The following is a 19,840-nucleotide window of genomic DNA, read 5'->3' as shown; positions in this document are numbered from 1 at the left end:
TCATTATTGTCTGATTTGCCCGCTGCCTTTAACGATATATTTGGTGCTTGTTAACGCCGGCAGCCCCATAGGGCCGCGCGCATGCAGCTTCTGGGTGCTGATGCCGATTTCCGCACCGAATCCGAATTCGAACCCGTCCGTAAAGCGGGTGGACGCATTATGGTAAACCGCCGCCGCATCGGTGTCGCGCAGAAAGCGGTCGGCATTCGCCGCGTCTTCGGTGACGATGCATTCCGAATGCTTCGTGCCGAACCTGCGGATATGCCGCAGCGCCTCGTCGATGCCGCTGACGATCCGGATGTTCAGAACGTAATCGTTATACTCCGTCGCATAATCGGCATCCGTTGCGAGCGAAGCTTCCGGCACGATCCGGAGTGTTTCCGCACATCCTTTGAGCGCCACACCGGCCTCCAGCATCCGGTCCGCCAGCTTCCGCAAGTGGGAAGCGGCGAAGGCGCAATGCACGAGCAGCGTTTCCATCGAGTTGCATACGGAAGGCCGCTGCACTTTCGCATTGAACGCGATATCCGAAGCCATCCGGTAATCGGCGCTTTCGTCGATGAACGTATGGCAAATGCCGGCACCCGTTTCGATGACGGGCACGGTCGCATTTTCCACGACGTTGCGGATCAGGGAGGCGCCGCCGCGCGGAATGATGACGTCCAGCAGTCCGTTCAGCTTGAGCATCGTGTCGACCGAAGCGCGGCTCGGATCCTCGATCAGCTGCAGCGCTTCCTTCGGAACGGCGGTTGCCGACAGGGCGGTGCGCAGCACGTCGACAACGGTGCGGTTCGTCAGCAGTGCCGCCGACCCGCCGCGCAGGACGACGGCGTTGCCTGTCTTGAGGCAAAGTCCCGCTGCGTCGACCGTCACGTTCGGGCGCGCCTCGTAAATAATGCCGATGACGCCGAGCGGAACGCGGATTTTCTCAATATGCAGTCCGTTCGGACGTTCAATCGTTTCCAGATTGTCGCCAACCGGATCGGGCAGTGCGATAATCTGGCGCAATCCTTCGGCAATACCTTCGATGCGCGCCGGATTAAGGGCCAATCTGTCGAGCAGGGAAGCCGGCGTTCCTTGTTCCTTGCCCCGCTTAAGATCGAGTTCATTGGCGCTGATAATGGCGGCGGTATTCGCAATCAAGGCGTCGGCCATGGCGGCGAGCGCCTCGTTTTTTTGCTCCGTTGTCAGCAGGTTCATCTCTTCTGCGGCTGATCGCGCGAGCTTCGCTTTGTCGCGCACTTCGTTCGTCGTTACGCTCATTAGTTCGTTGCTCCTCTCCGTTTCACTTTATCGTTGCCTTTAATTGGCTAATGTGATCCATTCGTCGCGATGAATAACTTCGATCCGGTTCACCTCGACGCGGCGCTTCACTTCCTCTGTGGAAAGCCCTGCGACCGCTTGAATTTGCCATGCCGCATAGTTGACGACGCCGCGGCCGATCGGATCGCCGCTTAAGCCCGTAACGTCGACGACGTCGCCGGGGTGGAAATCGCCTTCAACCGAGCGTACGCCGGCGGGAAGAAGACTTTTGCCTCCGGTGAGCAGCGCTTTGGCGGCGCCGTCGTCGACGGCGATTGTGCCCTGCGACAGCGAATGAAAGCCGAGCCACTGCTTCTTGAGCGGCAGCGAGTGCTGATCGGTATGAAAATAAGTGCCTTTATCCGAGCCCTGCAGCGCAAGCAGCAGGTCGCCCGCCTGCTCGAGACGGCCGATAAATACCGGCACGCCGCCGCGCATGGCGATGCGCGCCGCTTCAATCTTGGAACGCATGCCGCCGGTGCCGACCGCCGTGCCCGCTCCGCCGGCAATTTGCATCAAATCGTGCGTAATTTGCTCGACATGCTCGATTTTGCGGGCATTCGGGTCATGGCGGGGGTTAGCCGTATACAGCCCGTCCGTATCGGTCAGAATAAACAGGTGCTGCGCTTTGACCAGATTGGCCACCAGTGCCGACAGCATATCGTTGTCGCCGAATTTCAACTCGTCCGTCGCGACCGTGTCGTTCTCATTGATGATCGGAAGTATCCGCTGATGCAGCAGCTCTTCAATCGTCATTAGAGCATTGTTCATCCGGCTGCGGCTGGCGAAGTCCGGCCGGGTCAGCAATATTTGCGCCGTACCGATTCCGTGTCCGCCGAAGATCTCCTGATAAGCCTGCATCAGCAGCGCCTGCCCGACTGCGGCGGCCGCCTGCTTTTCATGAAGATGCTTCGGGCGGGAAGGGTAGCCGATCGTGCGGAAGCCCGCCGCAACCGCCCCCGATGTTACGAGCAGCACTTGATATCCGAGAGCGTGAAGTGCGGCGAGCTCGGACGCGTAAAACGCGATCCGCTCGCGGTTTATTTCGCCGGCTCCGGACGTCAGGGAACTGCTGCCGATTTTTACTACAATGGATTCCGCCATCGGAACTCACATCCTCAGATATAAAATAAAAAGACTCCCGTCCTAAAAAGGACGAAAGTCTGACGCTTCCGCGGTACCACCTTTATTGACGGCGCTCATGGTGGCGCGCCATCCGTCTTGGGGCCTGGTAACAGCAGGCGCTGTCCGGCTCATCGCCGGCCGTTCAGGGGTGGGTTCGGTCAGGAGACGCGGTAAATTTTTGCAGCCGAGAAATTTACTCTCTATGCGCGTCCTTACTGCCTAATGGTCCCGTCAATACGTTTTGAAGTTCAACTGTTCCATCAGCATACCACGTTCTGACATGGCCTGTAAAGTGGAAGCGGCTCTAAGCCGTCTTATTTTACGCCGAATCAGCCGAATAACCCGAGCCTGCCGATACGCTGCACCGCTTCTACGAGGCGCGCTTCGTCGCTGAGCAGCCCGAGCCGCACGTAGCCTTCGCCGTGGCTACCGAAGCCGACTCCAGGAGCAACGACGACATCGGCTTTCTCAAGCAGCGTATCTGCAAACGGCTCCGATTTCCAGCCCTTCGGCACGGGCAGCCAGCAGAAGAACGATCCGCCCGGGCGGGCCGCTTTCCAGCCGATTTCCGACAGCGCTCCGTATACGGCTTCACGGCGGCTCTCGTACTTGTCGTTCAATTCGGCTACACACTGCTGCGGTCCGATAAGCGCCGTCGCCGCCGCCTCTTGAATGCCTCCGAACAGGCTGCAATAATAATGGTCCTGAATGAGATTGATCAGCGAAATGATCTTCGCATTGCCGAGGGCGAAGCCAACCCTCCAGCCCGCCATATTGTACGTTTTGGAAAGGGTGTAAAATTCCACACCCACTTCTTTTGCGCCCGGAGTCTGGAGAAAGCTGAACGGCTTGCGTCCGTCGAAACCGATCGCTCCGTATGCGAAATCGCTGGCGACGACAATGTTGTTTTTCTCGGCAAAAGCGACGGTATCCGCATAAAAGGAAGCGTCCGCCACGGCGCCGGTCGGGTTGTTCGGGTAATTAATGAACATCAGCTTGGCTGCTTTCGCATCTTCAGGAGAGACCGAGCTGTAATCCGGAAGAAAGCCGTTACTCTCCAATAGCGGCATATACGTCATCCGCCCGCCGGCGAGCGCGACGCCCGACCAGTAATCCGGGTAGCCCGGGTCAGGCACAAGGCACAAATCGCCGGGATTGAGCAGGCACTGGCTTATTTCAATCAGACCGGTTTTGCCGCCGAACAGAATCGCGACTTCGGTTTCAGGGTCAAGCTTCACTCCATAATCGTCCAAATAACGTTTGGCGACCGCTTCTTTAAGGAAAGGGAATCCTCTGAAAGGCGGGTACCGGTGATAAAGCGGATTGGCCGAAGCTTCCTGCATCGCCTGCACGATATGCGGCGGAGTCGGCGTATCGGGATTGCCTTGCCCAAGGTTGATGACATCGCGTCCTTTGGCGGCCTGGGCATTCGCTTTGCCGACCAGTTTGGCGAAAAATTGGGTCGGAAGTCCGGTCATCCGTTCCGCCGGCTCAATGCTGATATTTGTTTTCTGTGCGTCCATCTTTATTTTCACACTCCAGATCTGCCTATCTTTTGTTTTTTACTGTAGCAGACAAGGGGCGCGTTGTCGAGAATTCGACTCGGAAAACTTAGCGTTAGCTTGGCGTTATCGGCTAAGACCGACTTTGGAAAGAAACGGCGCCAGATCGGTTTGGACGGACAGCAGATAAGGCCGGCGGTTCGTGTCAAATACGAGCAGAACCGGCGGTTTGTCCGGGCAGTAAAACAAAAAGACGTCCTGAACGTTGAATTCGTTCTGGTCGACCTTGACCGTTTGTGAAGCGGCAAGCGGCACGCGGAATACATATCCGCACTTTTCATCGGGCTGCACTTGCGGCGCCAGTCCGGTTACGGAAGCGAGCCAGCCTTTGGCAAAGTTTTGATACTCTTCATTGTTGTCCAGCGTCTTGACGACTTTCCCGGCGGCGACGTCGAATATTTGCACCGGCAGGAGCGGCTCCGGCGGCGCGGCGAAAGCGGCCGAAACGGCACCCGCAGCGCCAAGCAGCGCAAGATGCAATGCCAACAGTATGGCAGTGAGTCGTTTGATCATCGGAATTCTCCTTTGTATATACGGCTTATTCTATGGCTTCTTGCAGAATGCGGTCTTTGTTCCTTAACTAGGCTTCCCTGCTTGACAGCAGACCATGAGCGGTTATGATTAGGGAAAAAACTTAAACGTGTATCCGGCTAAAAGCGCTTCGCGGCAGGGAGGAAGCTCCAATCTCACTGCTTTACCCGTTGAACCTCCCAACGTGCGGTTGGTCGCCGCTGCGCGGACGGATCATTCTTACGATCGCTGTTGTCCCCGGATTTCCTTTAACTATGGTTTCAATCGAAGAAATCCGGGGACAAAGGCGAACGCTTACGCTTCTCCAGAACGATCCGTCCGCTACGCTCCCTGAACCGCAAATAAGAACTGCTCGGTCAGAGTGACAGCTGCATCTTGCCCCACACCTGCCGCTTGCGGAAAAGGCCGGTACACGTTTAAGCTGGAGGATGGAATATGGGCAACGAAAATAAAGCCGCGCATAAACTGAATGTCGCGCTGCTGCAAATGAATATAACGGCCGGGGAGCCGGAGACGAATTTTGCCCGGCTGCAGGACTTGCTGGAGCAGGCGGTAAACGCGCCCGTGAAGCCGGACGTAATCGTGTTTCCGGAAATGTGGAACACCGGCTATGCGCTGGACCGGATTCAGGAGCTGGCCGATGCCGGCGGCGCCAGAACGAAAGAAATGATGTCGGCATTCAGCCGCAAGCACGGCGTTCATCTGGTAGCCGGATCCATCGCGGAGAAACGCGGCGCCGACGTGTTCAATACGATCTATACGTTTGACCGTCAAGGCGAGGAAGCCGGGCAGTATTCGAAAATCCACCTGTTCCGGTTAATGGAAGAAGAAAAATTTTTGCAGGCGGGAGACACCCCGGGAAAAATGTCGCTGGAAGGAGCGGAAGCCGGTCTGATGATCTGCTACGACATCCGGTTTCCGGAGCTGGCGCGCAGGCTGGCGCTGGACGGCGCCAAGCTGCTGTTCGTGCCGGCGGAATGGCCGCATCCCCGCCTTCACCACTGGCGCACGCTGCTGACGGCTCGCGCCATCGAGAACCAGATGTACGTCATTGCGTGCAACCGGGTCGGAACGAGCGGCGACACCGCCTTTTTCGGACATTCCCTCATTATCGATCCGTGGGGCGAAATTTTGGCCGAAGGCGGAGAAGAAGAAGCGATTTTGACGGCCGAAATCGATCTGGCGCTTGTCGACGAAGTGCGCGGACGGATTCCGGTCTTTCAGGACCGCCGGCCATCGCTTTATTAGATGAATGCAGGCTTGCTGCCGGTTCACAAGAAGAAGCGGCTGGCATTAATGCGGGAAAGGCAGCCGCGGCGGCTACCTTTTCACCACATTTTTTAAGGTTCCGATAAAAGCGTCCGCCGCTTTGGACAAATAGCGTCCTTTGCGGCTGGCGATCACGAGCGTTCTTGACGGCCGTTCGGCGACCGAAAGGTAGACGGGCGTAAATTCGCCGCGCTGGGAGCGCGCGATCATGTGCGGGATAAAAGCGATTCCCATTCCCGCCGCCACCAGCGACTGGACGGTCTCGATATTGCTGCTCTCGAAGACGATGCGCGGGGAAAAGCCGGCGTTTTGGCACAAATCGATTGCGATTTGCCGGAAGCCTTGTCCTTTTTTGAGGACAATGAACGGTTCCTCGGCGAGGTCGCCGATGCGGATCGGCTCCTCCAGTCCCGCAAACCGGTGGGAAGGGGGGACGGCGAGGCAAATCTCCTCTTCAATGAGCGGCTCCCATGCAAGCGTCGTATCGATCAGCGGCAGCGACAGCAGGCTAAGATCCGTTCCGCCGCTGGCGGTCAGCTGTTCAAGCCTTGCGGTTGTGTCCTCAACGAGCACGACTTCGATTTCGGGATAATCGGCGGCAAACACCGGCAGCACATACGGCAAAATGTGCGACCCGGTAATCGGCAGGCTGCCCACGACGAGGCGGCCGCGCCTCATCTGGGCCATATCTTCCATCTCGCGCTTCAGCTGCTCGACGCTGTCGATGATCGATTGGGCTTTGTCGACGAATACGGACCCGGCATGCGTCAGCTCGACGGAATTGGTCGTCCGCCGCACGAGCAGCACGCCGATTTCCTTCTCCAGCTTGGACAGCTGCTGGCTGAGCGACGGCTGGGCGATATGCAGTTTTTCCGCGGCGCGCGAAAAATTTTTTTCCTTGGCGATTTGAATGACATATTGTAATTGACGCAATTCCATTGCTTCTCATCCTTTGGGAGAAATTTTCATCCTTTTCCAGCTATAACTTAAACCTATAACTATTATAGATATTATATCTTGGAACAATGAACATTCCAATGGTATCCTTTAAACAGGACAAAGAGCGCGATAATTGATCAACTGATTAGGTTACGCTTATCAAGACCGACTGATACGATGGGGTGAACAATAATGACAAAAAGAACATTGTTTGAAAAGATTTGGGACAATCACGTTATCCACCAGGAAGAAGGCAAACCGAGCATCCTGTACATCGACCTTCATCTTGTCCATGAAGTAACGTCTCCGCAGGCGTTTGAAGGACTGCGCATGGCGGGCCGCAAAGTGCGCCGCCCCGAGCGGACGTTTGCGACGATGGACCACAACGTACCGACGAAAGACCGCTTCAACATCAGCGATCCGATTTCCAAGCAGCAAATCGATACACTGACGAAAAACTGCGAAGATTTCGGCGTGAAGCTGTTCGACCTGAACAACATCGACCAAGGCGTCGTGCACGTTATGGGTCCTGAAATCGGCCTGACATGGCCGGGCAAAACGATCGTTTGCGGCGACAGCCACACATCAACGCACGGCGCATTCGGCGCGCTTGCATTCGGTATCGGAACGAGCGAAGTCGAGCACGTGCTCGCGACGCAATGTCTGCAGCAATCGAAACCGAAGACGATGGAAGTGCGCTTCATCGGCTCCCGCAAGCCGGGCGTAACGGCAAAAGACATGATTCTCGGCGTTATCGCCAAATACGGCACCGACTTCGCAACCGGCTATGTGCTCGAGTACACGGGCGAAGCGATCCGCAGCCTGACGATGGAAGAGCGGATGACCGTCTGCAACATGTCGATCGAAGGCGGCGCCCGCGCCGGTCTGATCGCCCCTGACGAGACGACCTTCAACTACTTGCGCGGCCGCGAATACGCTCCGCAAGGCGCGGACTACGACAAAGCGGTTGCCGCTTGGAGCGAACTGACGACCGACGAAGGCGCATCGTACGATACCGTTGTCGAATTTGACGTTGATTCGCTCATTCCGCAAGTAACGTGGGGTACGAGCCCGGGCATGGGTACCGACATTACTTCGGCTGTTCCGAACCCGAAAGATCTGCCGACCGAGAACGAGCGCAAAGCGGCTGAGAAAGCGCTGGAGTATATGGATCTGAAACCGGGCACACCGATGACGGACATCGCGATCGACTACGTGTTCATCGGTTCCTGTACGAACGGACGGATCGAAGACCTGCGCGCGGCTGCCGAAATCGCCAAAGGCTACAAAGTGAGCGACCGCGTGACGGCGATTGTCGTGCCGGGTTCCGGACGCGTCAAAATTCAAGCGGAAAAAGAAGGTCTCGACCGCATCTTCACCGAAGCGGGCTTCGAATGGCGTGAAGCCGGATGCTCGATGTGTCTGGCGATGAATCCTGACGTGCTGCAGCCGGGACAGCGGTGCGCATCGACCTCCAACCGGAACTTCGAAGGCCGTCAAGGACGCGGCGGACGGACGCATCTCGTATCCCCGGCAATGGCTGCCGCTGCAGCTATCAAAGGGCACTTTACCGACGTGCGCGACTGGACGATCAAAACGGAAGTAACGAACTAATACCGCTGAATTTCTGATTTTTTTCTCAAGACAGAGAGGGGATTACCGACCATGGAACCATTCAAAAAGCATACCGGGATCGTAGCTCCCGTTGACCGCGTCAACGTCGATACGGACGCCATCATCCCGAAACAATTTCTGAAACGGATCGAACGGAGCGGCTTCGGACAGTTTCTGTTCTACGAATGGCGCTTTGACGAGCAAGGGAATGTCAATCCCGAATTCGAACCGAACAAACCGCGCTACCAAGGCGCTTCGATCCTGATTTCGCGCGCCAACTTCGGCTGCGGCTCCTCGCGCGAGCACGCGCCGTGGGCGATTCTGGACTACGGCTTCAAAGTGGTGATTGCGCCGTCCTTCGCCGACATTTTTTACAACAACTGCTTCAAGAACAGCATTCTGCCGATCAAGCTGAGCGAGGAGCAGGTTGAAGATCTGTTCCAGCGCACCGCCGCCACCGAAGGCTACGAGCTGACGGTCGATCTGGAAAACAAGCAAATTACCGACAATCAAGGACTGAAAATCGAGTTTGATCTCGATGAGCACCGCCGCCAGTTTTTGCTGCAAGGACTGGACGACATCGGCTTGACGCTTCAGCATGAAGACGAAATTTCGGCTTACGAGAACAAGCGCGCCGCTGCGTTCGCTTAATAGCTTCGCAGATTCGTGAAAGAGGGGACGCCTTCCTAAGAAAGGCTCTCCTCTTTTTTCCTCTTCTCGCAACTTTTTCTGTCAAAATGCGTCTATCTTTTTGTCCGCTGTTTGCAGCTTTTCGGCAATAAAAACGAACACCATATCGATTGGCGAAAGCAGCTTGGTGTGGGCTATTCCAACATCGAGGTGAAAGATGAAGAAGTTTGTATGCATGTTGTTGTTCATGACGGTGTTGATCTCGCTCTTTGCGGCGGTTTCGTACGCAGCTGTAAATGATGTCCCGAAGTTGTATTTGAACGGAAAGCAGATGGTCTCCTCCGGCAATCCGCCCAAAATCGTGAAGGGCACGACGTTCGTGCCGATCCGCACGGTCGCGGAAGGAATGGGTTTCGATGTCAGTTGGGATCAAAAAAGCAAGACGGTAGGAATACATAACGAACTAAACCTGATCAACCTTGTCATAGGCGGCAAAACCGCGGAAGTCAACGGGCAGCAAATGGCGATGTCGGCTCCCGCACAAATTTTTAACGACAAAACATATAAAAGCGTGACGATGGTTCCGCTCCGTTTCGTGAGCGAGAACATGGGTCTGGAAATTTATTATGATAAACCGGCCAATTCCGTTTATGTTTACCAGCCGGAGCCGGCTCCGGTGGACGACGGCAGCTCCGGCGGAGGTGACGCAAGCGGAAATGCGGGCGGGGACAGCGGAACCGGCAGCGGTGCGCCGGCAGCGGAAACGCCCCCGGTGGATGTGCCGGGAACGGTAACCCCGCCGGTGGATGCGCCGGCAACGGCAACACCGCCGGCCGATGCGACTGCTTTTGTGAAAGGCATTGAATTCGACGGGCTTGGCACGACGACGATCCGCTTCGACGGAACGATGAACGGTGTACAGCCGACCGTGCTCACAGGTCCCGATCGGATTATGCTGGATCTGCCTTATTCGGCATTCGCAGACGGGTTTACACCCGCTTTTCCGTCCTTGACTTCAAGGATGGGAGAGCTGGTCGTCGATACGCATCCGACCTTATCGAAAATCAGATTTTCTTTCTATTCGGACAAGCCGTCCACGGTAAGAGTCGTATGGGATCTGTCGGCGAAGACGCAGCACAGCTTTACGCAAGGCGACGGCATTCTGCAGCTCAGCCTGCTCGGTCCCGATCAGGCCGTGCCGCCGGTGAGCACTGCGCCTGACGGCAGCAAAATTTTCAAAGTCGTCATCGATGCCGGACATGGCAGTCAGGACCCGGGCGCCACCAGCGTTTCAGGGAGAAAAGAAAAAGATTTCAATCTCTCTCTGGCCCTTAAAGTGAATGATCTATTGAAAAATGAGCAGCGGATTGCGCCATATATGACCCGTTCGGACGACACGTTCCTGGAGCTGAACGACCGGGCGACTTTTGCCAACGATCTCCAGGCGGACTTATTTATATCGCTTCACGGCAATGCGCTTCCGGGCTCGCCGGCATCGGGAACGGAAACGTACTATTACAGCGCCAAGAGCAAGGCGCTTGCGGAAATCATCCATAAGAAAGTGCTTGAAGCGGCAGGGCTGCCGGACCGCAGCGTCCGAACCGCAGGTTTTGTCGTGGTCAAGAAAACAACGATGCCGTCCGTACTGCTTGAAACAGGCTTTCTGACTAACAGAACCGACGAAGCCGTCATGTTCAGCGAAAGTAAACAGCAGGAGATCGCGGCAGCTATTGTAGCGGGTATTAAAGAATACCTGCAGCTTTCATAACAAGGGGGAATCGGCGGATGAAAAAAGCTTGGAAGAAAGCAGCTTTATTTGGGATGGCGGCAGCGATTGTGATGACAGCTGCTTCCTGCGGCAGCAAAGAGACTGCCGGCGGCAATGAAGCGGATACGTCCGCCGTGAGCGGAAACGGCACCGGTTCTTCCGCATTGTCTCCCGAGAAAGGGAGCTCCGCGGCAGGTGCCGGCGGCACGACCGGCAGCAGCGGCACGGGCGGCGGCAGCTCCGCGGCAGGCGGAACCGGCTCCGCAACGGGCGGCGGCAGCCAGCCGAACACGGCAGCCGGCACCGGTACGACGCAACCGCAGACGAAACAAACGATTGATATCTATATGACCGATGCCAATTTGGAGAAGCTGTATCCGCTTAAAGCGGAAATCGGCTATACGACGGAGGAATCCAAAATCAAGGCGGCGCTTGAGGCGCTCGCCGCCGCCAAAGAAAACGGCAAGACCGCACTTTGGAGCGGAGTGAAATTTAACGGGGTGACCGTTAAGGACGGGGCGGTGACAGCCGACATTACGCTGCCGGAGACGTCCCGTCTCGGCGCGCCCGGAGAAGAGCTTGCGCTGGAATCCATTCAGAAGACACTCTTTCAGTTCGCTGAAATTAAATCGATCGATATTTTGGTGGACGGCAAGGCCGTCGACAGCCTGATGGGTCATCTTGACCTGGAACACCCTATTACAAGAAGCGGAGGACAATAATAAGATGACGCAATTTTCTTCAGGATACAAAACGTTCGTATGGGTCCTCGCCTTCTCACTTCTGACCGGAGGCGGCGCCGCATCGGCTGCGCAGTCCGGCACAAATACATCGGCCGCGGCCGGCACGGCAGCGCCGGCGGACGGCGGCAGTGCAATCGCTTCTTTCGCGAACGATGCAGGCACCGCCGACGCTTCCGGAGCCCCCGAACCGATCGTATTCGGCGACGTCAAAGCGGGCCACTGGGCGGAGAAGGCCATTACCAAATTGTCGCTTCAGAAAATTATTATCGGCAACAACGGCCTGTTCCGCCCGTCCGCCGGCGTGACGCAGGAGGAAGCGGTGCTGATGGCGCTGCGCTTTATCGGCAAGGACAAGACGGTGGATAACAGCCAGGAAGTGATTTTTCCGGAATCGTTTGTCGTTGACAATTACTATAAAAAATATGTGGCGCTGGCCTTTCAGCTCGGCTTGCTCGACCAAACCGACGAATATGGCGCGGCGGCAGCAGATGCCGTCAACGCCTGGGGCCGCAAAACGGCTTCGCGCGAATGGATGACGAAGCTCATCGTACGCTCCGTCGGCAAAACCGACGCGGCGGCGTCGGCTGCCGGCCAGCCGTCAAGCTTCGCCGATGCGGGCAAAATCGGCATCGGCTATGTCGGATATATCAATGCCGCCGTCTCGCTCGGGCTTGTGACCGGTGTGACCGCACAGACATTTGAGCCGCAAGCTTCGGTTACGAGAGCGGCTGCCGCAACGCTGTTCAGCCGGGCGGAAGCTTATGTCCCGGTAACGTTTGCAGGCCAAACCGACGGCGTATTGACCGCCGTCAGCGGAGATAAAGTAACGGTATACACCGGCGGCGAGAGCCGGACCTTTACGCTGTCCAAAGCCGCGAAATCGTATCAGCCGGGCTCGGATAAAACCGTGACCGCCGACAAGCTGACGCTGTATACGAATATCCGCTTGATCGGCAGCGGCACGACCGCTTATTACGCCGAACAGCTCGACAGTGCCCCGCAGGTGAAGCAGCTCGAAGGAACGGTATCGAAAATCGTACCTTCCGAGAAGAAAATTTGGCTGTGGGTCGGCAATGATCCGATCTCCATTTTTTACGATGAAAGCTTGAGCGTAAAAGATTCTTCAGGCGCGCCGCTTGCTTTTTCATCGCTGACCGTTGACAGCAGCGTTGTTGTAACGCAGGATTCGTTCCGCTCCACGCCTGTTACGCTCAGCGTCGAAGTAAAGTCGGCTCCCGTCAATACGAGCGGCGAAGCGAAGGTGGCATCAGTCGACGCCGCCGCCGGAACCGTCACGTTTGGCGAAGGCGACAAGCAGCAGACTTGGTCCGTATCCGCCGATGCCGTTCTGACCGGATGGGACGGGCGCGTGCTCGGCAATCTTTCCGGACTGCAGGCGGGCGACACAATCGCTTACAAAATTCAGAACAGTAAGCTCGTATCGGCTTCGGTCAAAGCGGCGGCGGCGCGTACCGTTTCCGGAGCTTTTTACGGCAAAGACAGCAGCACGATCACCTATCTCGTGAACGGCAGTCCCGAAACGAAGTTTCTTTCGGATTCCGTCATGGTTACGATCGGCGGCATGAACAATGCTACGCTGGACGACCTGTACAAGGAAGACAGCCTGCAGCTGACGGTTGACGACACCGGCAAAGTGACGGCGGTGACCGTCACAGGACGCAAAGTGGGAACGCTGGCGGGAGCGCAAATTATCGGTTACGAAACTGGCACAAAAGTGCTCACCGTCAAAGGAACGGATGGCACGCTGCTCGCCCTTCAGCTTACGGACAAGACGGCGCTCGATTTCAACGGCACGACGCTGCCGCTTGCAGCGGCAGGTTCGCTGCTCGCTCAGGGACACCGGATTTCGGTCGCATACAACGGCACCGATGCAATAGCCATTCATTTTGTCCATCAGTATACCGGAACGGTTACGGCGCTCAGCACGGCAACGGGAAAACTGACGATGCAGCTCGAAGACGGCAGCTCGGTGACGTTGTCGCTCAGCTCCCCTACTGTCGAGTGGCAGGGCAAAACCGGCGCTGCAGTGACGGATATTAAGGCGGGAACGCGCATTACGGCTATGCTCGACTCCAACCAGGAAAAAGCGAACGTCCTGAAAGTTTTTCAACCGGTTCAATACACGATCGGCTCGGTCGATACGCAGGCGAAAAAAATCCGGCTGCAGGGTGCGGACGGCAAGGTGACCGAGTTTTCAACCTCGGATATGAAGCTGCAGGATGACGGCGGAGCGGCAGTCGCGCTGTCCGCTTTGAAGCAGGGCGGAACGGTCAATGTCACGTTTGCGGGCACGACGCCGGCAACGCTGACGACGGTTACGGTTACGGCCGGACGGATCAATTCGCTTTCTACCGGCGCCGTCTCGCTTGATATTTACGGGGGCGGGAGCACGACGATACAGCTCGGGACCGGCTACAGTATCATCAAGAACGGGTCGGTCTCTTCCTCGGCTGCGGTGCTGGCCCCGGGCGATCGCGCAGAAGTGAAGAAAAACGCGGAGGGCGCGGTCGTCGTTACGGTAAGCGCAGGCACGGCCCGAACGTTTTGGAGATACGACGCGGCGCTGAATCAGATTATTACGAAGCGGAAAAATATATCCGATACGGACTACACCTACCAATTGACGACGAGTACGCTTATTACCCGCAGCGGCGCAGCCGTTTCGGTCTCCGATCTGCGGGAAGGCGATGCGCTTGTGATCTACAAGTTAAACGGCGCGATCGTGGAAGTAGCCAAGCAATAAAGAGCGGCAAATATGAATACATTTTGACGGGCGGCCCATTCGGGCCGTTTTTTTTCGTCAATGGCGGTGAAATACGGTTGCGAAGCGTGACAATTTTCGCTACACTTTGAACGATAGTGTGTTTAGGCGAAAGCTTACGAAGCGGATTTTGCAGTCGCAAAACTGAGCTTATGCTTACGAAGTGGTTTTGCCTCCGGCAATACCTTTAGGGGAGAGGTCAATGAACGCCAAACAGAAGACGCGTCACATTCTGGATGTATTGGCCGACATGTTTCCGGACGCGCACTGCGAATTGAATCACAGCAATCCGTTCGAGCTGACGATCGCGGTGCTGCTTTCGGCGCAGTGTACGGATGAAACGGTCAACAAAGTGACGGCTTCGCTTTTTCAGAAATACAAGAAGCCCGAAGATTATCTGAATGTGCCGCAGGAAGAACTGGAACAGGATATCCGCCGGATCGGCTTGTTCCGCAACAAGGCGGCGAACATACAGAAGCTGTGCCGTATTTTGCTGGAGAAGTATGACGGAGAGGTGCCGCGGGAGCATAGCATGTTGACCGAGCTGCCCGGCGTCGGGCGCAAGACGGCCAATGTTGTCGTCTCCAATGCGTTCGGCGTCCCTGCAATTGCCGTCGATACGCATGTCGAACGCGTATCCAAGCGGCTTGGCCTGGCGAAAGCGGACGACTCCGTCCTTGAAGTGGAGAAGAAGCTGATGAAGCTCGTGCCGCAGGAAGAGTGGACGCTCACGCATCACCGCCTGATCTTTTTCGGCCGGTATCATTGCAAGGCGGCGAGCCCGAAATGCGATATTTGCCCGCTGCTCGATTTATGCAAGGAAGGCCAAAGACGAATGAAACCGGCAGCTGCCCGCAAAACGACGAGTAAAAAACAAAAAATAGCGAAGTGAAGGATGATGAACATGAAATGCATTTCCGTATTTACGAACAATTTCGAGCTTTTTTCGGACATTTTTGAGCAGGTGCTGGAATCGCCTCCGGGAGAAAACGAAGATTTGGTCATTGAAGGCATTACGGTAAGCGGTTCGGGCGATCTTCCGGATCAATACATCGAACGGATGCGCGTGAAACCGGAAGTTGTCGTCATGAGAGAAAAAGAACGCAACATTACGATTTTGCAGCACGGCAACGTATTTGAAATTTGCCTTCCTGTGGAAGAAGAAGCTCCGGCGGTATAACGAAACGGCAACCTTCAGCTGAATCTTTGCAGCGCTGCAGCGCCTTTAGCACCGTCTTTCAATATGATTTCCTTTCGTTGGCCGTCCTTTAGCAAGGGCGGCCGTGTTGATTTGGGGCATCACTTTTTACATAGGAGAGATTGCGATGAGAGGATTGACGGACCGGAACCAAATGCAGCATGCGGCTGGAGGACCTGCAGATCAGGACGAAGAATTCGCCGCTCTTAAGCGTTCGGCGGGTGAAGCGGATCACCGGCTGTTGGGGGCGCTGGAGGCCGCTATGGATTGGATGGAGCAGGCGGGATACGGCGCGGATGCGGCCCGTGTGGCTGAACTTGCGAAGAAGCTGCTGGAAAAAAAGCTGACGGTCGCGTTTTGCGGTCATTTTTCGGCGGGCAAATCGACGCTTGTAAACTCGCTCTGCGGAGCCGACCTTCTCCCTTCCAGTCCGATCCCGACAAGTGCGAACGTCGTCTCCATTCGCGGCGGCGAGCCTGCGAGGGCGGTCGTCACCGCGCTGCGCAGCGGCAATGTGGAATCGTTTGAAGCGCCTCCGCAGCGGCTGGATGATTACTGCAAGGACGGGGAGCAGTTTTTAACGGTCGACATTGTCTATCCGGCGCCGGTGCTCGGCAGTCATACGGTTCTGCTCGATACGCCGGGCATCGATTCGACGGACGACGCGCACCGGCTGGCGACGGAATCCGCTCTTCACTTGGCGGACGTCGTTTTTTATGTGATGGATTACAACCACGTCCAGTCGGAAATCAACTTTGCGTTTGCGAAGCGGCTGAAAGATTGGGGCAAGCCGCTTTATCTCATCGTCAATCAAATCGATAAGCACCGAGAGCGCGAGCTTTCTTTTGCGCAGTACCGGCGCAGTGTTGAGAAGGCGTTCCGCAACTGGAGTCTTGAGCCGAGCGGCATTATGTATTTATCGCTGCGGCAGCCGGATCATCCGCACAATCAGCGGGAGCAGCTGGAGAGCCTGCTGGGCGAGCTTGCGGAGGAGCGGGAACAATTGGGCCGCTGCAGCGTATACGCTTCTGTCCGCCATTTGGGCGCACAGTTTTTGAAACGGCAGGAAGAAGCGGAGCAGGAGCTCCGCCGGCAGTATATGGAAGCAGCCGGAGGCATCGATGCGGCCGGCCGCATCGCTTCGGAAATGGAAGCGCTCCGCGCGCGCATTGCCGAGCTGGAATCATGGCCGCACATATGGGAGACAAGCATGCGCGAGGAAGTTACGCAAACGCTTGACAATGCCAACGTTGTGCCGGCAGCGACCCGCGATCTGGCCCATTCCTTCCTGGAGAGCCGCAAGCCGGGGTTCAAAACCGGTTTCTTGTTCGCGGGCTCCAAGACGGCGGCGGAACAGCAGCGCAGGCTGGAGGCGTTTAGGTCGGATCTGGCCGAGCAGACGAAGGCGGCCGTCGTCTGGCATTTGACGGATCTGATCCGCCGGGCGGCCGAAACCGAACAGGCGGCGGACGAATCGTTCGAACACGAGCTTGAACAATCGTTTTCCTGGCGACCAACGCCGGATTGGCTCCTGGAGCGGGTCAACACCGGCGCAGTCTTCGGAAACGAGTATACGATGACGTACTGCCGGGACGTTGCCGCCGGGCTGAAAGCGCATTACCGGCGAGCGGCTTACGACCGGCTTGAGGCGATTGCCGCGAAAGCGGCAAAGCGGAGCGAAGCGGCAGCGGAAGCGGCGCGGACGGAGCTGGCGAAGCTCGGTGCGCAGGCGGAGGCGCTCTGCAGGATGGAGGAACTGGACAGGGACGCGAGGGAGCGGGCGGCGCGGCTGGAGGCGCTGCTGCCTCCCGCTCCGCAGCCGCCGAAGCTGCCGGTTCCCGGGCCGGAAGCCGGCAAGACGGACCAAGCCGCGGCTCTTCATGACGAAGCTGCCGCTGCTGAAGGCGGTAAAGCGTCGGCCGCATCCGCAGGCCATAAGGCAGCCGTTTCGGCGGATGCAAGCGCCGAGCCCGGCGGTCGTGTACAGCCGATAGACGCGCATGCGCAGCGAAGCGCCCAGCGTCCGCAGCCGCCAGGCGGTCACGCGGATCCTGGCGTCGGGTATGAGCGGCAAGGCGGCGGAAATGCACAGATGAGCGTCGGGCATGGGCGGCAAGACGGCGGAAATGCGCAGCCGGGCGGCGGGAGCGCGCCGCAAAGCGGCCGTGCCGCAAGCGGAGCGCTCGCTCCGCAGCGGCTCGCCGCAGAGCGGCTGACGGCGGCGGCGGAGCTGCTTGCATCGCAGCCATCGCTTGCCTCAGCGGCGGCTGCGATGCGCACGCGCGCCGCTCGGCTGCGCGAAAGCCGCTTCACGATCGCGCTGTTCGGCGCGTTCAGCGCGGGCAAATCGTCGCTTGCCAACGCCTTGATCGGCGCGCGGGCGCTGCCGGTGTCGCCGAACCCGACGACGGCGGCGATCAACCGGATCGCGCCGCCGGCGGGCGAATACGGCCACGGCACGGCGCGCGTGCTGCTGAAATCGCCGGAAGCGATGCTGGACGATATGCGCTATTCGCTGGCGCTGCTTGGGGAAGAGGCGGGCAGCGGCGGCGCCGGGGAGCTGCTAAAGCAAATATCGAGGCTGTCGCCCGACGGGCTGCATGCGGCCGGCAGACCGCATTACAGCTTTCTGAAAGCGGCGGAAGCCGGCTGGGATTCGCTCTCTTCCCGGCTCGGAAGCGAGCTTGTCGTCGACGAGACGGAATACCGGCTGTATGTCGCCGATGAGTCGCGCTCCTGTTTTGTGCGCGAGATCGAGCTGTATTACAGCTCGCCGCTCACCGATCAGGGCGTCGTGCTCGTCGACACGCCGGGCGCCGATTCCGTCAACGCAAGGCATACCGGCGTCGCGTTCAACTATATCAAGAACGCCGATGCGGTGCTTTTCGTCACCTATTACAACCATGCTTTTTCGCAGGCGGACCGGCAGTTTCTGATGCAGCTCGGAAGAGTGAAGGATCAGTTCGAGCTCGATAAAATGTTCTTTCTCGTGAACGCCGCCGACCTCGCTTCCTCGCAAGAGGAGCTTGGCGGCGTGCTCGCGCATGTAGAGAGCAATTTGCTGCAGCACGGCATCCGCTTTCCGCGTCTTTATCCCGTTTCCAGCATGCTGGCGCTCGACGGCAAAGAAGCGGGCGATGCGGCGATGGTGGAAGCTTCCATGATCGGACGCTTCGAGCGTTCATTTAACGATTTTACGCAGCATGAGCTGGGCAGTCTGGCCATCAAGTCCGCCGAGCAGGAAATCGGACGGGCAAGAGATACGATCCGCGAGTGGATCGAAGCGGCAGAAGGAGACGCGGCTGCGCGGGAGGAACAGCGCGAAGCATTGTCCGGGCAGAAGCGCTCCGCCGAAGCCGAGATTGAGGAAGCGGTCCGCTCGATTCCCGCTGCGGAGCTGGAGAAGGAACGCCAGGAGCTTTTGTACTATGTTTTGCAGCGGGTACAGTACCGTTTCGGGGAGTTTTTCGCCTTCGCGTTTAACCCTTCGGTACTGCGGGACGACGGCCGCGATTTGCGCAAAGCGGTTTGGACCTCGTGGCTGGAGCTGCAGCGGATGCTGCAAACCGAGCTGTCGCAGGAACTGCTGGCAACGACGCTGCGGATGGGGCGGACGGTCAATTCGCTGGCGGGCAAGCGATATGCAGCGCTCTCGGAAAAGCTGAGCGCGCGGCTGACGGGATTTCGGCCGTCCCCTTACGAGGATGCCGCTTTCGATACGCCGGAAGAGACCGCTTCGTTGCATTTCGACGAAATCGATGCCAAATGGCTGAATGCCCGCTTCAAAAGTCCGCGGTCTTTTTTTGAAGGAGAAGGAAGCAAACAGCTGCGCTCCGAATTGGAAGCGAAGCTTGCCCCATCGATGCAGCTGTGGATTCAGGAGGCGGGGCGCAGATGGCAGCCTGTTTACGAATCGCTGCTGACGGAGATGATCGTCCGCTCCGCCGGCCGATTGCGGGAGGAACTGGACGCCTATGCGGACGGCAAGCTGCTTTCGCTGCAAGATAACGGCAGCCGGGAAGCGCTGATTGAGATTAGCCGCAAGCTGCAATCCATATAACGGTTTTTCATTAAGGTTTCCGGAGCTGACTGCCGGAAGCCTTTTATTTTAGTTTAGGAAATTATGCGAATCTGTGGATTGGGCGCATCGCTTGCAGCGATGAGGCGTAGGTTCAGCCGCTGTACCCCGCGCGGGTAACTGCGCCCCGCGACCTCGTGGGTAACTGCGATCCCCGACCTCACGGGTAACTGCCCCCCCCCACGACCTTCGAGAGCTAACGGAGCGCAAAGACGTTATTTTGCTCAAAATGCCGTTTTGCAAAATGTAACGGTTGCCGGAGACCTTATTTGCTGATTTCCGCCCAAACGGGGCTATTC

General features: G+C 57.4%; 14 protein-coding genes. 9 read left to right on the top strand and 5 right to left on the bottom strand.

The annotated features are described in order from the left end of the window. Positions 1–3: 3 nt before the first annotated feature. From VN24_RS24470 to VN24_RS24455, 4 genes are all read right to left on the bottom strand, one after another. Positions 4–1,263 carry a glutamate-5-semialdehyde dehydrogenase gene (locus tag VN24_RS24470; protein ID WP_045672549.1) on the bottom strand — a complete coding sequence of 420 codons (1,260 nt, stop codon included), beginning with the start codon at positions 1,261–1,263 and terminating at the stop codon, positions 4–6. A gap of 39 nt (positions 1,264–1,302) precedes the next feature. After that, positions 1,303–2,406 (bottom strand): glutamate 5-kinase, encoded by a 1,104-nt coding sequence (gene proB, locus VN24_RS24465; RefSeq protein ID WP_045672548.1) that lies wholly within the window; start codon positions 2,404–2,406, stop codon positions 1,303–1,305. Between the two features lie 350 nt (positions 2,407–2,756). Next, complete coding sequence (locus VN24_RS24460) at positions 2,757–3,950, bottom strand: pyridoxal phosphate-dependent aminotransferase (protein WP_045672547.1); 1,194 nt, start codon at positions 3,948–3,950, stop codon at positions 2,757–2,759. Between the two features lie 105 nt (positions 3,951–4,055). Next, positions 4,056–4,502, bottom strand: a complete 447-nt coding sequence (locus VN24_RS24455; RefSeq protein WP_045672546.1) for a hypothetical protein — start codon at positions 4,500–4,502, stop codon at positions 4,056–4,058. Between the two features lie 453 nt (positions 4,503–4,955). Between VN24_RS24455 and VN24_RS24450 the strand changes: the two genes are divergently transcribed. Continuing rightward, positions 4,956–5,768 carry a carbon-nitrogen family hydrolase gene (locus tag VN24_RS24450; protein ID WP_045672545.1) on the top strand — a complete coding sequence of 271 codons (813 nt, stop codon included), beginning with the start codon at positions 4,956–4,958 and terminating at the stop codon, positions 5,766–5,768. A 72-nt stretch (positions 5,769–5,840) separates the two neighbouring features. Here the strand turns inward: VN24_RS24450 and VN24_RS24445 are convergent, their stop codons facing one another. After that, positions 5,841–6,728 (bottom strand): LysR family transcriptional regulator, encoded by an 888-nt coding sequence (locus VN24_RS24445; protein ID WP_045672544.1) that lies wholly within the window; start codon positions 6,726–6,728, stop codon positions 5,841–5,843. A 192-nt stretch (positions 6,729–6,920) separates the two neighbouring features. On the opposite strand from VN24_RS24445, the gene leuC reads away from it, so the two are divergent. The 8 genes from leuC (at position 6,921) to VN24_RS24405 (ending at position 19,523) form a co-directional block, all read left to right on the top strand. Continuing rightward, complete coding sequence (gene leuC, locus VN24_RS24440; protein ID WP_045672543.1) at positions 6,921–8,342, top strand: 3-isopropylmalate dehydratase large subunit; 1,422 nt, start codon at positions 6,921–6,923, stop codon at positions 8,340–8,342. 51 nt (positions 8,343–8,393) lie between these two features. Beyond that, the gene (gene leuD, locus VN24_RS24435) at positions 8,394–8,993 is read left to right on the top strand and encodes a 3-isopropylmalate dehydratase small subunit (RefSeq protein WP_045672542.1); all 600 of its coding nucleotides are present in this window, start codon (positions 8,394–8,396) and stop codon (positions 8,991–8,993) included. Between the two features lie 196 nt (positions 8,994–9,189). Further along, the gene (locus tag VN24_RS24430; RefSeq protein WP_045672541.1) at positions 9,190–10,740 is read left to right on the top strand and encodes an N-acetylmuramoyl-L-alanine amidase; all 1,551 of its coding nucleotides are present in this window, start codon (positions 9,190–9,192) and stop codon (positions 10,738–10,740) included. Positions 10,741–10,757: 17 nt separating this feature from the next. Further along, complete coding sequence (locus VN24_RS24425) at positions 10,758–11,462, top strand: GerMN domain-containing protein (RefSeq protein WP_052703137.1); 705 nt, start codon at positions 10,758–10,760, stop codon at positions 11,460–11,462. A gap of 4 nt (positions 11,463–11,466) precedes the next feature. Beyond that, positions 11,467–14,247, top strand: a complete 2,781-nt coding sequence (locus tag VN24_RS24420) for an S-layer homology domain-containing protein (protein ID WP_045672540.1) — start codon at positions 11,467–11,469, stop codon at positions 14,245–14,247. A gap of 220 nt (positions 14,248–14,467) precedes the next feature. Next, positions 14,468–15,157, top strand: a complete 690-nt coding sequence (nth, locus tag VN24_RS24415) for an endonuclease III (RefSeq protein WP_045672539.1) — start codon at positions 14,468–14,470, stop codon at positions 15,155–15,157. A 12-nt stretch (positions 15,158–15,169) separates the two neighbouring features. After that, positions 15,170–15,445, top strand: a complete 276-nt coding sequence (locus VN24_RS24410) for a hypothetical protein (RefSeq protein ID WP_045672538.1) — start codon at positions 15,170–15,172, stop codon at positions 15,443–15,445. Positions 15,446–15,590: 145 nt separating this feature from the next. Then, entirely contained in the window at positions 15,591–19,523 is a 3,933-nt protein-coding gene (locus VN24_RS24405; protein WP_082084121.1) for a dynamin family protein, read from the top strand. The last annotated feature ends 317 nt before the right edge of the window (positions 19,524–19,840 follow it).

It is taken from the genome of Paenibacillus beijingensis, assembly GCF_000961095.1.
GTDB lineage: Bacteria > Bacillota > Bacilli > Paenibacillales > Paenibacillaceae > Paenibacillus_O > Paenibacillus_O beijingensis.
Note: the sequence above shows the minus strand (reverse complement) of the source record. Positions and strands in the feature narration are given on the sequence as shown.

Coding starts and splice junctions, on each gene's coding strand:
- VN24_RS24470 (WP_045672549.1), bottom strand. CDS start 1,263: ATGAGCGTAACGACGAACGAAGTGCGCGACAAAGCGAAGCTCGCGCGA.
- proB (WP_045672548.1), bottom strand. CDS start 2,406: ATGGCGGAATCCATTGTAGTAAAAATCGGCAGCAGTTCCCTGACGTCC.
- VN24_RS24460 (WP_045672547.1), bottom strand. CDS start 3,950: ATGGACGCACAGAAAACAAATATCAGCATTGAGCCGGCGGAACGGATG.
- VN24_RS24455 (WP_045672546.1), bottom strand. CDS start 4,502: ATGATCAAACGACTCACTGCCATACTGTTGGCATTGCATCTTGCGCTG.
- VN24_RS24450 (WP_045672545.1), top strand. CDS start 4,956: ATGGGCAACGAAAATAAAGCCGCGCATAAACTGAATGTCGCGCTGCTG.
- VN24_RS24445 (WP_045672544.1), bottom strand. CDS start 6,728: ATGGAATTGCGTCAATTACAATATGTCATTCAAATCGCCAAGGAAAAA.
- leuC (WP_045672543.1), top strand. CDS start 6,921: ATGACAAAAAGAACATTGTTTGAAAAGATTTGGGACAATCACGTTATC.
- leuD (WP_045672542.1), top strand. CDS start 8,394: ATGGAACCATTCAAAAAGCATACCGGGATCGTAGCTCCCGTTGACCGC.
- VN24_RS24430 (WP_045672541.1), top strand. CDS start 9,190: ATGAAGAAGTTTGTATGCATGTTGTTGTTCATGACGGTGTTGATCTCG.
- VN24_RS24425 (WP_052703137.1), top strand. CDS start 10,758: ATGAAAAAAGCTTGGAAGAAAGCAGCTTTATTTGGGATGGCGGCAGCG.
- VN24_RS24420 (WP_045672540.1), top strand. CDS start 11,467: ATGACGCAATTTTCTTCAGGATACAAAACGTTCGTATGGGTCCTCGCC.
- nth (WP_045672539.1), top strand. CDS start 14,468: ATGAACGCCAAACAGAAGACGCGTCACATTCTGGATGTATTGGCCGAC.
- VN24_RS24410 (WP_045672538.1), top strand. CDS start 15,170: ATGAAATGCATTTCCGTATTTACGAACAATTTCGAGCTTTTTTCGGAC.
- VN24_RS24405 (WP_082084121.1), top strand. CDS start 15,591: ATGAGAGGATTGACGGACCGGAACCAAATGCAGCATGCGGCTGGAGGA.